This window comes from Mucilaginibacter mali (genome assembly GCF_013283875.1).
Taxonomy (GTDB): Bacteria; Bacteroidota; Bacteroidia; order Sphingobacteriales; family Sphingobacteriaceae; genus Mucilaginibacter; species Mucilaginibacter mali.
In genome coordinates this window covers 4,141,233-4,153,587 of sequence record NZ_CP054139.1, presented here as the reverse complement: position 1 = coordinate 4,153,587, position 12,355 = coordinate 4,141,233, and the positions used below count along the sequence as shown (strand labels likewise).

Sequence of the window (12,355 nt, the reverse complement as noted above, 5' to 3'; positions counted from 1 at the left end):
TCTGGTAGATTTTTTTGGTCAAAAATAAGATTTTAATTTCAATTTGTTTTTGCCACAACTTTTAAGCCAATTTCCTGTCCCCTGGCAATTGTAAAGGCTAAAGCTGCTTCGCGGGTGTTTGGAATATCGCCCTCCAGTATGGCTTCGCGTATCTGGTTTTTGATAATGCCCACTTCGCGGCCCGCTGTAATGCCGAATAATTCCATAATATCCGTACCCGAAACCGGGGGCTGCCAGTTGCGTACGCGGTCGCGCTCCTCCACATCCTTTAATTTTTGAATTACCAGTTCAAAGTTGTTGCGGTAGCGTTTTATTTTGTATTCATTTTTGGTGGTGATGTCGGCTTTACAGAGCAACATCAGCGCCTCGGTGTCCTCGCCGGCCTCAAAAAGCAGGCGCCGCACTGCCGAATCGGTAATGATATCCTGGGCCAGCACAATGGGGCGCAGGTGTAGCTGCACCAGTTTTTGCACAAACTTCATATGCTCGTTAAGCGGTAGCTTTAGCTGGGCGAATATTTTAGGCACCATGCGCGCGCCGCGGTCTTCGTGGCCATGAAATGTCCAGCCGTGGCCCGCTTCAAAGCGCTTGGTAGCCGGTTTTGCGATATCGTGTAATATGGCAGCCCAGCGTAGCCACAGATCGGTTGTTGTGGTGCAAATATTATCCAGTACCTGCAGGGTATGGTAAAAATTATCCTTATGGCCTTTGCCGTCGATGATATCTACCCCGTAAAGGTCGGTCATTTGCGGGAAGATGAGGTGCAGCAGGCCGGTATCGAACAGATAATTAAAGCCGATAGACGGCTTTGGCGAAAGGATGATCTTGTTCAACTCGTCGGTAATACGCTCCTGCGATACAATGCGGATGCGCTCCTTGTTGTTTTTAATAGCCTCAATCGCGTCGTAGCTTATCCTGAATTTCAGTTGCGAAGCAAAGCGTACAGCCCGCATCATTCGCAGCGGATCATCCGAAAATGTCTCGGCCGGATCCAGCGGGGTTTTTATCAGCTTTTCTTCCAGGTGGGTAACACCGCCAAATGGGTCTATCAACTCTCCAAATCGGCTGGCGTGTAGGGCAATAGCCAGCGCGTTAATGGTAAAATCCCGGCGTTTCTGATCATCTTCTAAAGTACCGTTCTCTACAATCGGCTTTCGTGAATCCGACCGGTACGATTCCTTTCGGGCGCCCACAAACTCCACTTCCATATCCTTATACTTCAGCATAGCGGTGCCGAAGTTTTTAAATACGGCCACCTTTACCTTCAACTGCTCGGCCACCTTCTCAGCAAAAGCGATGCCATTGCCCAGCACCACGATATCGATATCCTTAGACGGGCGCTGCAAAAAAATATCGCGCACAAAACCCCCAATGGCATAAGCCTGCACATTTAACTCATCAGCCGTTTGGGCTATGACTTTAAATACAGGGTGTTGGAGGTGTTGTTTCATACTTATGGTGTTTGCAACAGGAGAACTTTGCAATTGTTGCAAATTTAATCAAAATCGGGGCTTATCCTTGTTTTTAGTTCGGCTAAAGCCATTTCACTTCTTTGCCTTGTCCGTTGGCTAAAGCCAACGGCAATGAATGGGCGTTGATAATGAATGTTTTATAATTGGGTTTAGAAATGATCAATTCATTGTCGTTCTCTTTAAAATTATGGGTTGGCTTTAGCCAACGGCATTAAATTAATGCAGGTAATGAATGTTTTGTTATTGCGTTTAGAAATGATCAATTCATTGCCGTCGCCTTTAGGGGACGGACCGCAGTTGAAAAGAGATGGCTTTAGCCCAATATTTTACCTGCGCAGAAACTCGAAACGCCCATCGGCTTCCAGGCGCATAATGGTTGAGGGGCGTTTTTCGCCCATATCGTGCTGTTCCAGGTCAACTACGTAATCAACCCCCTCAATAATTTCGGCCGATACCTGCCCGAAGTTTTTGGGCGATGGCTGCCCGCTGGTATTGGCCGATGTAGATACCAATGGCTTGCGCAGGCGCTGGATAAGCTGCTGGCAAAAATCGTGCTTGGCCACGCGGATACCTACGCTGCCGTCTTCGGCAATTAAAGCTGGTGAGATATTCTTAGCGCCGGGCATCACCAGGGTAAGCGGATTTTCGGCAAATTCTATCAAATCGTAAGCAATATCGGGTACTTCGCTTACGTAGCTTTGCAGTTTGTTATCTACATCAAGCAAAATGATCATGCTTTTTGCTTCGTCGCGCTGTTTGAGGGCGTATATTTTTTTTACGGCTTCGGTATTAGTGGCATCGCAGCCAATACCCCAAATGGTATCGGTAGGATAAAGGATAATTCCTCCGTCCTGTATTACTTTCAGTGCTTTGGCTACTTCGTCTTTAAGCATAAATCCCTCCCAACCCTCCCCAAAGGTGAGGGCTTATTGAATTTTATTATTGTATGTTTTATCCCTTGTTCTTAAGTCCTCCCTATCGGGGAGGATTTAGGAGGGGTGTATATACGGCCATCAGTTGCGCGGCCAGTTTGTCGTCGTCAAAATTACGGGAATATTCGTGCCCTTTGGCAATCATTTTTTCGCGCAGGCCATCGTAGTTCAGCACCAGGTTTATTTTAATGGCCAAATCCTCGTCGTCATCCGGACTGCTATACAAACTATCCGGCCCGCCTGCTTCCTCCAGGCACGATCCCGTTGCCGCTATAACCGGTGTGCCCGAGTTTAAAGCCTCTAATACGGGTATCCCAAACCCCTCGTAGCGCGATGGATATACAAATACCGACGCTGCCTGGTAAAGCGCGGGCAGATCGGCAAAATCAACCTTATCTAAAAATACCATTCTATCGGTAAGGCGGTAACGGTGTATGGCTTGTTTTACCTCTTCGGCATAGGCGGTTTGCCTGCCCACAACTACCAACTGTACATTTCCCTCAACGCGGGACATGGCTTTGATAAGGAGCAACAGGTTTTTACGTTCCTCGATAGTGCCCACGCTTAGTACAAAAGGTGTGGTAATATTGAATTTCTTCAGTACGGCCTTTTTTTGTTCGGGGGGGCAAACTGCTTTGAAAGCGGCATCACAGCCCTGGTAAACCACGTTGATTTTGTGCGATGGTACGTGAAGCAACTCCATCAGATCGGCTTTGGTACGTTCGCTGATGGCGATGATGCTATCGGCAATGCGGCAGGCGTATTTTAATTTAGCTAAATAGATATTGCGGCTTACCATCCCAAAATATTGCGGGAAGCGCATGAATATCAGATCGTGTACGGTAAGTATGGTTTTTATACCGGTTTTGGTGATGCCGTAAGGGAGCTCGTGACTAAGGCCATGATATAATTGCACCCCATCGCGGCTAAGGTATTTTACAATGCCTTTTGTGCGCCACCACGATGCCAATGCCTTGCGCTTGGGTAATATGGTTTGGATATTTTTATGCGAATTTATAAAGCTGACACGGCTGCTGTTTTCAACCTTGGGTGTATACAGCAGATAAGTATTATCGGGATAATAAGACGCAAGCGACTGCACCAACCAGCGGCTGTAATTACCCAGACCAGTGGAGTTAAGAAAGAATCGTTTGGCATCGTATCCAATTCGCATATAAATTATCTTAAAAACGTCATTGCGAGGTACGAAGGCAACCGACCAACGGGAGCTCATTAATGCCTTAAAAAAACAATTAAAACATTAATAATCTCTAAGTTATGCAGAACTGATCTGCATATTGGGGATTGCCACGCTACGCTCGCAATGACGGGTGTGTATTAGTTAATGCACCTACTTACACAGCAACATTGTTGTCGCGTAAAGCATCATTCAAAGAAGTCTTTTTATCAGTTGATTCCTTGCGTTTACCGATGATCAGCGCGCAAGGCACCTGGTATTCGCCGGCAGGGAATTTTTTAGTGTACGAACCGGGGATCACTACCGAACGGGCAGGGACACGGCCTTTATATTCGATAGGTTCGCTGCCACTTACGTCGATGATCTTGGTCGATGCGGTTAATACCACGTTAGCGCCCAGCACGGCTTCTTCTTCTACGTGTACACCCTCTACCACAATAGCGCGTGAACCGATGAAGCAGTTATCCTCGATAATTACCGGGGCAGCCTGTACAGGTTCCAACACGCCGCCAATACCAACACCACCGCTTAGGTGAACATGCTTGCCAATTTGCGCGCACGAACCTACAGTAGCCCAGGTATCAACCATGGTACCTTCATCAACAAAAGCGCCGATATTTACATACGATGGCATCAGGATAACACCTTTGGCTAAATGCGCGCCATAACGGGCAACAGCATTTGGCACTACGCGTACGCCGGTTTCTTTATAGTCGGTCTTCAGCTTCATTTTATCATGATAGACAAAAGGGCCAACCTTGTCTTCGTCCATGCGGCGGATAGGGAAATACAGGATCACGGCCTTTTTTACCCAATCGTTTACGTGCCAGCGGTTGCCAATACGTTCGGCTACGCGCATCTCACCTTTATCAAGGCGTTCTATTACGGTCTCTATCGCGGTAATGTATTCGTTTTCGCCAAGCAGGGTACGGTCTTCCCAGGCGTCTTCTATCAGTTTTCTTAAGTCGGTAGCCATATTTAAAATTTTAGCAAATTAAGGTATTTTTGGGCAATTTTGTTTTAGTGTATAGCATTGCTCTATTTGTTTATTTTTTATTTAACACTTTAATGATCTCGGGCGGTAGCGTGCCACTGTAATACATGGCCATAAAAATGCTAAAGTAAACAAGAAGGGCCACGGCAAGCGCGCCCCATACCGGCCGTGGGTAATAATCATCATCAGGGAAATACTTTTTGTAATAGTAATCGCTGAGTATCACGCCACCCATCAGGTTAAAAACAATGGGAATAATGCCGCCGGTTATACCCATGCCCCCTAAAAGGATGGCGGTGGCAAAAGTATAAGCGATAGAAAATAACAGCACCCGGGTGCCCGCTTGCTTATAACCAACTTTGCGCAAGTTGATCATCAAGAGGATCCCGCCAAATATGGGCGAAAAGAATAACGAAAATAACCTGATAGGCCACTTTGAGTAAAGTTCTACAGCGCCTTCCTGCTCATCTTCGTCCTGGATATCTTCGGGTTGCTCTTCCGGTTCGGTATACTGATCTTCCATGCTCCAAATATAGCTTAAAACCCTAAATTTGTGTTTCGTCAATTGATATTAGGTCTGAAAAGAATTTGTGAATAAACCATCGTTTGAAACCGGAGATATAATTTGGCCCGCGGTGATCGGCCTGATCATTATACAATTAGGTGTTAGTATGCTCATCTTTTTTGTTTATCCGTTTTTTATCTGGGCTTTTTTTGGAGAAGGTTCTGATAGTTTTTTGTATTCAAGGATAAACACGGTCGTTTATGTTGTATTCCCCGTTTTGTTACCAACCTTGCTGAACCTTTATCGTATTTACAAGGTAAAGAAAGATAAGAGAATTAGAACGGCAAAAGCTTATACATGTCTTGAAGCGGGTTTGTTGTTTACATATGCGCTAATGATGTTTTGGTGGGGTAGAACCCATAATTTTTATTTTTAATATTTTTTTTATGCCCGAAAAAGAAAAGCTGCGGATTGATAAATACCTATGGGCCATACGCATGTTTAAAACGCGTACCCTGGCATCGGATGCCTGCAAGGCCGGCCGTGTAAAGCTGGATGGCGCGAACATCAAACCATCGCACGAGGTGCGGATAGGCGAGGTGTACAGCATTGCCAAAGGCATCGAACGTAAAGTAGTAAAAGTAACCGGTTTGCTTGAAAACCGCACCGATGCCAAAACCGCCGTAATGTTTTATGAGGATATTACCCCGGTTGAGCAAACAACCGCCTTTAAATCCATGTTCCATGCCCCGGTGTTAAAACGTGATCGTGGCACAGGCCGCCCTACCAAACGCGACAGGCGCGAGATTGATGACCTGCAGGGTGGTTTTTTTGAGAAAAAAGAAGAAGAGTGATTTTTAACCACAGAGATCACGGAGGTTTGCACAGAGTACACAGAGCCATTATCAAATAAAATCTCTGTGTCCTCAGTGTGTTCTTTCTTTGTGGCCTCTGTGGTTAAATTGCCACCAGCACTTAACCCAAATCTGGGATTACCTTACTGAAGTTTTTACTTTGGTGGGATTCCACAATAAAATCCTCGTATTGCTGTATTACTTTTTCCCAGTTAAACTGGTCCTGTATCTTGTTCAGGTTGTTTTTTACCATCATGGTTTCGGGATCCTTGCGCTGCACGTTCTCAATCAGTTCGCGCACGTCGGCAGCGTCCGAAAAGTAGAACGCGTCGGTATTCAGCACCGATTTATTGAAGGGGTTATTATGCGCGGCTATCAGGGCTTCGCTGGCCATGGCTTCCAGCAAGGACGGGTTTGTGCCCCCAACGCTGTGCCCGTGAAAATACAGGTACGAGTTGTTTTGCAATTGACGCACCTTAGGCGTATCAAAGATCCCGCCCCTGAAGTTGATGCGCGCATCGCGCTCAAACTTATTGGTAATGTATTTGCCAAAGCGGTTATCGGTATTGCCCAGCACCTGGAATTGCTTGGTGGAGTTGCTGTTGTTGAAACCTTCCAGAATGCTTTCGATGTTATTCTCGGGCTCCATACGGGCCATCAGCAAAAAGTAATCTTCTTTTAAAGCATCTTCAGGAGTAAGCTGTTCACGCTCCTGGTCGGTAAATACTTCGGCACCGTAAGGGATATAGCTACTGCTGATATGATATTTGTCGGCCAGGTAGCTTTGTATCACTTTCGAATCGGATATGTAGTACTGGCTGTATTGTACGGCCAGGCGCTCGGCATACTTCAGGAAATTTTGTACCGGTTTTGAGTATTTGGAACGCTTCCACTCCATGCCATCCATGTTGGTAATAATGGTGCTTTTTTGCGGATACATCCATCCCCAAACCGAACTGCTGGTGTATCCCATGATCAGCACTACATCAAACTTTTGTTTCCGCGCATCCAGCAGGCAATTCATATCATAAACAAACTGACCTGCAGTGCCGATCAGGTATTCGGGATCGAAGCAGTGTTTGATTTTTACACCGTTCCAGGTGTCGCCACTATAAGGGTGATTATGCGAGTTGTACACCGTTACTTCGTGCCCGCGCTTAACAAGCCCGGCCGATACATATTCGGATATATGCTCAAAACCCCCGTAATAATTGGGGATACCCCTGGTGCCTAAAATAGCGATGCGTAGTTTCATAGCTGTAATAACAATAGATATAGTGCTGCCCCGTTCGCGGGTTTCTATAAGTTATTACGGCTTGAAAATTAGATGGGTTGCCTTGATTAATGTGTAAATGTTTTAGATGTGCAGATGTGCGAATGTGCAGATGTGCAGATGTTTTCAAAATGAGAAATGTGTACATTGAAAAATCATCTGCACATATGCACATCAGCATATTTGCACATTAATATTCCGTTTTACCCGCGCTGGTTTCCCAAAGACGGAAAGCCTGCAGGGCTTCATCGCGCAATAGTTGAACAACGGGCAGTTTGCGCTGGTCCATAGGCAGGTCGAGTTCATCGTAGATAAACTTATCGTCGAAACCAATAGCCGCGGCGTCGGCCTTGGTGTTGGCATAATAGATCTGATCGATACGCGCCCAATAGATAGCGCCCAGGCACATAGGGCAGGGTTCGCAACTGGTGTAAATAACGCAACCTTCTAAACTAAAACTGCCCAGTTCTTTACAAGCCAAACGTATGGCCGATACCTCGGCATGCGCGGTTGGGTCGTTAGTAGGGACTACCCGGTTGGCACTGCGGGCTACCACCATGCCATCCTTTACAATCACCGCGCCGAAGGGGCCACCCTGGCCCTGTACAACGTTATTCTCGGCCAATTCAATGGCCATGCGCATAAATTTATCGTGGTCTGTCATGTTTTTAGGTGTGATGGGTAATTTAACCACAAAGGTCACAAAGATTTTTCACAAAGAGCGCAAAGAAAAAATAAAGCTTTATTTACTTTACAAAGCTTTGTGGCCTTTGTGGTTCTCCCTTTGTGTTCTTTGTGGTTAAATCTTTAACCTTGCATCCCCAATAAAAAACCCCGGTCAGGCGACCGGGGTTCGTGTATCAAATTTATAATTGTTAGGCTAATTATTTCTTTTCGTAAGCGTCGTTCAGGCGTTTGATAACATCGGCAGTTACGTCGAGGCTTGGATCGCCGTACAGCATGGTGGTATTGCCGTTTTGGTAGGTCAAAACCATTTTGTAGCCTTTTTCTTTAGCGTAGGCTTTAGTGAACTCAACAATTTTGTCGTATAGTTTTTTCAACTCTTCCGATGACGCGTTTTGTACTTCAGCGCCGGCATTTTGCTGAAACTGCTGTAAAGCGGCCTGTTCTTTTTGCAAACGTTCGCCTTCCGATTTTTGCTGATCGGGGGTCATAGTAGCGGCGCGTTTTTGAGCGTCAACATACGAGCGCTGGAACGCCTGTTGCTTAGCCTGTACAGCGGCACGTGCCGAGTTATCTTTCTCTTCCAAACGCTTACGCATATCGATAGCGCCTTTATATTGGGCTGTCAGCGAATCCTGGTTAACGTATACAATGGTCGCTTTGCCGTCCACAGGAACAGCTGCTGTTGATTTTGTTTCGGTTGGGGTTTGTTTACAGGCAGTTACACCCGCTGCGATCGCCAGGCCAAAGGTGATCTTGGTTAAAATTGAGGCACTTCTTTTCATTACTTAGTTTCAAAAATTTTGACAAAGATAAACTTTCATTGCAAGTATCCTAATCTTTTGCAAGGTGTTTTAAACAAGCGTCATATTTATCCACAATTACACTAATCCGGCTTAAAATTCGTATTTTTGAAAGTTATACTATTTGATACTACATGAGCGAGGAAAACAAAGATAAATCCAATTATTCGGCAGATAACATACAGGTTTTAGAGGGTTTAGAGGCGGTACGTAAACGTCCGTCCATGTACATTGGCGATACAGGCGTTAAAGGTTTGCATCATCTGGTGTATGAGGTTGTAGATAACTCTATCGATGAGGCCCTGGCCGGTTACTGCGATACTATAAAAGTTACGATACACAAAGGCAATTCTATCACCGTTGAAGATAACGGCCGCGGTATCCCTACCGGTATCAATACCAAAGAGGGCAAATCGGCGCTGGAAATTGTAATGACGGTGCTGCACGCCGGCGGTAAATTTGATAAAGATACTTACAAGGTGTCCGGCGGTTTGCACGGCGTGGGTGTATCCTGCGTTAATGCGCTGTCTATCCACGTAAAAACCGTAGTGCACCGCGAGGGTAAGATCTTCACCCAGGAGTACGAGCGCGGTAAGCCACTGTTCGATGTGAAAGAGATCGGTGTATCTGACAAAACAGGCACTATCCAAACCTTTCAGCCCGACGAGGAGATATTCACCCAAACCACCGAGTACAAATATGATACGCTGGCAACGCGCCTGCGCGAACTGGCTTTCCTGAATAAAGGAATCACGCTGACGCTAACCGACGAGCGCGAAACAGATGATGCCGGCAATTTTGTATCGGATGTGTTCTTTTCTGAAGGTGGCCTGAGGGAATTTGTTAAATATCTTGATGGTACACGTGTGCCGATCATCCCCGAGCCGATCTATTTGGAAGGTGTTAAAAATGGCATCCCGGTAGAGATGGCTTTCCAGTACAACGATACTTACAGCGAGAACGTACACTCGTATGTGAACAATATCAATACCATCGAAGGTGGTACCCACGTTGCAGGCTTCCGTATGGGTTTAACCCGTACGCTGAAAGCTTATGCCGATAAAGAAGGACTGCTGAAGAACGTAAAGGTAGAGATCACCGGCGATGACTTCCGCGAAGGCTTGACCGCGGTTATATCGGTTAAAGTAGCCGAGCCGCAGTTCGAGGGCCAAACCAAAACCAAGCTGGGTAACAGCGAGGTGAGCGGTGCCGTGAACATTGGTGTAGGCGAAATTTTAGGTAACTACCTTGAAGAAAATCCAAGAGAGGCCAAAATGATCGTTCAGAAGGTGATATTGGCCGCTACTGCCCGCGCCGCCGCTCGTAAGGCGCGCGAAATGGTGCAGCGTAAAAGCGTAATGACTGGTTCGGGCCTGCCCGGTAAACTGGCCGATTGCGCCAACAGCGACCCCGCAGTTTGCGAGATCTACCTGGTGGAAGGTGACTCGGCGGGTGGTACCGCCAAGCAGGGCCGTAACCGCGATACGCAGGCTATCCTGCCTTTAAGAGGTAAGATCCTAAACGTGGAGAAAGCCATGGAACACAAGATCTACGAGAACGAAGAGATCAAGAACATGTTTACCGGTTTGGGTGTAAGCATCGGCACGCCCGAAGATCCAAAGGCGCTGAACATGACCAAACTGCGTTACCACAAGATCATCATCATGACGGATGCCGACGTGGACGGTTCGCACATTACCACGCTGATCTTGACCTTCTTCTTCCGTTACATGAAGGAATTGGTGGAATATGGTTATGTGTACATCGCCACGCCGCCGCTATACCAGGTAAAAAAGGGTAAAGAATTTGAGTATTGCTGGAACGACGAGCAACGCGACCTGGCCATACAACGCCTTAAAGGTGCCGGTAAAGAAGACAGCGTACACGTACAGCGTTACAAAGGTTTAGGTGAGATGAACGCCGAGCAGTTATGGGAAACCACCATGAACCCGGCCACCCGTACCCTGCGCCGCGCCACTATCGAAAACGCCGCCGAATGCGACCACACCTTCAGCATGCTGATGGGTGATGAGGTTGCCCCACGCCGCGCTTTTATTGAGAAGAACGCGAAGTACGCGAGGATAGATACGTAGGCACTGGCCAATGTGCAGATGTGAAAATATGCAGATATGCAAATGATAAAAAAGCGCTTCGGTTTACCGAAGCGCTTTTTGTTTGATACCTGTAGAGACACGATACTTCGTGTCTCCTTGTTGCAAGGTTTAATTATATTATGGGAGACACGAAGTATCGTGTCTCTACCATTGGTGCTTACTTCACCAATTCCAGCGCCTGCGCAAAATCGCCTATCAGATCGTCGGTATCCTCGATACCTACCGATAGGCGTACCATCGAATCGGGGATACCCATTTCAGCACGGCGTTCGGCGCCCAGTTCAAAAAATATGGTATGCGCCACCGGGATAGCCAATGTACGGGTATCGCCAAGGTTACTGCTTTTTACTACCAGTTGCAGGTGGTTCAGGAAGGCGAAGGTATCTACACCATCTTTCAGCGCGAAACTCATCAGGCCGCCAAAACGACTGAATAATTGTTTAGCCAAATCATGCTGCGGGTGGCTTTCCAAACCCGGGTAGTAAACTTTACTCACCAGGGGATGCGTTTCTAAAAATTTAGCTAAAGCCGCCGCGTTGCCGCAGGCCCGGTCAAGGCGTAAGGCCAACGTCTCCGAGCCTACCGATATATTGTGCGCTGCTTCGGGGGCAAGGGTGCCGCCGCCATCGCGCAGGCCGCGTTTGCGTATTTGGGCCATACCCTGCATAGCGGGTTTTATCTGCTCGCGAAGTATGGGAGCAATATTGTCGAATTTGGTCCAGTCGAACAGGCCGGTATCGGTTACGCTACCGCCTAAGGCGTTAGCATGGCCGCCAATATATTTGGTAAGCGAGTTGATGACCAGGCTGGCTTTCACGCTAACTGGTTTGAACAGGTAGGGCGATGTCATGGTATTATCTACCATATAGATCAGCCCTTTGTCAGCGCAGAAATCGCCAATGCGGGCAAGGTCGGCAACCTGTGTGGCCGGGTTGGCAATAGTCTCTACAAATACCATGCGGGTATTAGGCTGGTAAGCAGCCTTCACCTCATCAACAGAAGTAGCATCAACAAAACTAAACTGCAGGCCCACATCCGAAAGGGTTTGCATGATACTGCGGCTATTGCCAAACAGGTACGAGCTGGCGATGATATGATCGCCTTGTTTCAGCAATGCCAAAATAGAAGCCGTGATAGCCGCCATACCGGTCGAAAAACCGATGGTTGCCATACCATTTTCCATCTGGGTAACCTTATGCTCAAGCGCGGTAACGGTTGGGTTACCCTGGCGCGAGTAAGCATAGCCTTTAGCCTTATTTTGAAACACGTTCACAAGTCCCTGCACATCATCAAAACCCCAGGTTACCGCGGTGTGGATAGGTTGGTGCAACGCGCCGTGCTCAGGTTTTAAAAGTCTGTCAGAATGGAGTATGGTGGTGGTGAAACCTTTTTTATCGCTCATGGTATTTGTAAAAGGGCAAACTTAATATTTATTTTTTAAATGACGGTTGATTTAACCACAGAGAACACAGAGGTTTCACAGAGGACACAGAGATGTAATTTGCCCGCGCGAAAAAGTAACAAAA

Annotated in this window: 11 protein-coding genes; 2 read left to right on the top strand and 9 right to left on the bottom strand. The window is 47.0% G+C overall.

Annotated elements, in window-relative coordinates:
- Window positions 1–38 precede the first annotated feature (38 nt).
- The 5 genes from HQ865_RS17350 to HQ865_RS17330 all read right to left on the bottom strand — a co-directional run bounded on the left by HQ865_RS17350 (window position 39) and on the right by HQ865_RS17330 (window position 5,119).
- Window positions 39–1,451, bottom strand: coding sequence for a CCA tRNA nucleotidyltransferase (locus HQ865_RS17350; RefSeq protein ID WP_173416118.1), 1,413 nt, complete (start codon window positions 1,449–1,451; stop codon window positions 39–41).
- 347 nt (window positions 1,452–1,798) lie between these two features.
- Window positions 1,799–2,365 (bottom strand): L-threonylcarbamoyladenylate synthase, encoded by a 567-nt coding sequence (locus HQ865_RS17345; RefSeq protein ID WP_173416117.1) that lies wholly within the window; start codon window positions 2,363–2,365, stop codon window positions 1,799–1,801.
- Between the two features lie 82 nt (window positions 2,366–2,447).
- Window positions 2,448–3,578 carry a glycosyltransferase family 4 protein gene (locus HQ865_RS17340; protein ID WP_173416116.1) on the bottom strand — a complete coding sequence of 377 codons (1,131 nt, stop codon included), beginning with the start codon at window positions 3,576–3,578 and terminating at the stop codon, window positions 2,448–2,450.
- A gap of 181 nt (window positions 3,579–3,759) precedes the next feature.
- The gene (locus tag HQ865_RS17335; RefSeq protein WP_173416115.1) at window positions 3,760–4,578 is read right to left on the bottom strand and encodes a 2,3,4,5-tetrahydropyridine-2,6-dicarboxylate N-succinyltransferase; all 819 of its coding nucleotides are present in this window, start codon (window positions 4,576–4,578) and stop codon (window positions 3,760–3,762) included.
- A 70-nt stretch (window positions 4,579–4,648) separates the two neighbouring features.
- Window positions 4,649–5,119 (bottom strand): hypothetical protein, encoded by a 471-nt coding sequence (locus HQ865_RS17330; protein ID WP_173416114.1) that lies wholly within the window; start codon window positions 5,117–5,119, stop codon window positions 4,649–4,651.
- Between the two features lie 428 nt (window positions 5,120–5,547).
- Here HQ865_RS17330 and HQ865_RS17325 point away from each other — a divergent pair, with 428 nt between their 5' ends.
- Window positions 5,548–5,955 (top strand): RNA-binding S4 domain-containing protein, encoded by a 408-nt coding sequence (locus tag HQ865_RS17325; RefSeq protein ID WP_173416113.1) that lies wholly within the window; start codon window positions 5,548–5,550, stop codon window positions 5,953–5,955.
- Window positions 5,956–6,076: 121 nt separating this feature from the next.
- On the opposite strand, the gene HQ865_RS17320 is transcribed toward HQ865_RS17325, so the two are convergent.
- The 3 genes from HQ865_RS17320 to HQ865_RS17310 all read right to left on the bottom strand — a co-directional run bounded on the left by HQ865_RS17320 (window position 6,077) and on the right by HQ865_RS17310 (window position 8,697).
- The gene (locus tag HQ865_RS17320; protein WP_173416112.1) at window positions 6,077–7,210 is read right to left on the bottom strand and encodes a DUF1972 domain-containing protein; all 1,134 of its coding nucleotides are present in this window, start codon (window positions 7,208–7,210) and stop codon (window positions 6,077–6,079) included.
- A gap of 208 nt (window positions 7,211–7,418) precedes the next feature.
- Complete coding sequence (locus HQ865_RS17315) at window positions 7,419–7,892, bottom strand: nucleoside deaminase (protein WP_173416111.1); 474 nt, start codon at window positions 7,890–7,892, stop codon at window positions 7,419–7,421.
- 220 nt (window positions 7,893–8,112) lie between these two features.
- A complete protein-coding gene (locus tag HQ865_RS17310) occupies window positions 8,113–8,697 on the bottom strand; it encodes an OmpH family outer membrane protein (RefSeq protein WP_173416110.1) in 585 nt (194 codons plus the stop codon).
- Window positions 8,698–8,849: 152 nt separating this feature from the next.
- On the opposite strand from HQ865_RS17310, the gene gyrB reads away from it, so the two are divergent.
- Window positions 8,850–10,808 carry a DNA topoisomerase (ATP-hydrolyzing) subunit B gene (gene gyrB, locus HQ865_RS17305; protein ID WP_173416109.1) on the top strand — a complete coding sequence of 653 codons (1,959 nt, stop codon included), beginning with the start codon at window positions 8,850–8,852 and terminating at the stop codon, window positions 10,806–10,808.
- Between the two features lie 178 nt (window positions 10,809–10,986).
- Here gyrB and HQ865_RS17300 read toward each other — a convergent pair whose 3' ends face one another.
- Window positions 10,987–12,231 carry a cystathionine gamma-synthase family protein gene (locus tag HQ865_RS17300; RefSeq protein WP_173416108.1) on the bottom strand — a complete coding sequence of 415 codons (1,245 nt, stop codon included), beginning with the start codon at window positions 12,229–12,231 and terminating at the stop codon, window positions 10,987–10,989.
- Window positions 12,232–12,355: the final 124 nt, after the last annotated feature.

Excerpts from the sequence above, each read along its gene's own strand:
- HQ865_RS17350 (WP_173416118.1), bottom strand. The coding sequence starts at position 1,451 with ATGAAACAACACCTCCAACACCCTGTATTTAAAGTCATAGCCCAAACG.
- gyrB (WP_173416109.1), top strand. The coding sequence starts at position 8,850 with ATGAGCGAGGAAAACAAAGATAAATCCAATTATTCGGCAGATAACATA.
- HQ865_RS17345 (WP_173416117.1), bottom strand. The coding sequence starts at position 2,365 with ATGCTTAAAGACGAAGTAGCCAAAGCACTGAAAGTAATACAGGACGGA.
- HQ865_RS17325 (WP_173416113.1), top strand. The coding sequence starts at position 5,548 with ATGCCCGAAAAAGAAAAGCTGCGGATTGATAAATACCTATGGGCCATA.
- HQ865_RS17315 (WP_173416111.1), bottom strand. The coding sequence starts at position 7,892 with ATGACAGACCACGATAAATTTATGCGCATGGCCATTGAATTGGCCGAG.
- HQ865_RS17300 (WP_173416108.1), bottom strand. The coding sequence starts at position 12,231 with ATGAGCGATAAAAAAGGTTTCACCACCACCATACTCCATTCTGACAGA.
- HQ865_RS17340 (WP_173416116.1), bottom strand. The coding sequence starts at position 3,578 with ATGCGAATTGGATACGATGCCAAACGATTCTTTCTTAACTCCACTGGT.
- HQ865_RS17335 (WP_173416115.1), bottom strand. The coding sequence starts at position 4,578 with ATGGCTACCGACTTAAGAAAACTGATAGAAGACGCCTGGGAAGACCGT.
- HQ865_RS17310 (WP_173416110.1), bottom strand. The coding sequence starts at position 8,697 with ATGAAAAGAAGTGCCTCAATTTTAACCAAGATCACCTTTGGCCTGGCG.
- HQ865_RS17320 (WP_173416112.1), bottom strand. The coding sequence starts at position 7,210 with ATGAAACTACGCATCGCTATTTTAGGCACCAGGGGTATCCCCAATTAT.
- HQ865_RS17330 (WP_173416114.1), bottom strand. The coding sequence starts at position 5,119 with ATGGAAGATCAGTATACCGAACCGGAAGAGCAACCCGAAGATATCCAG.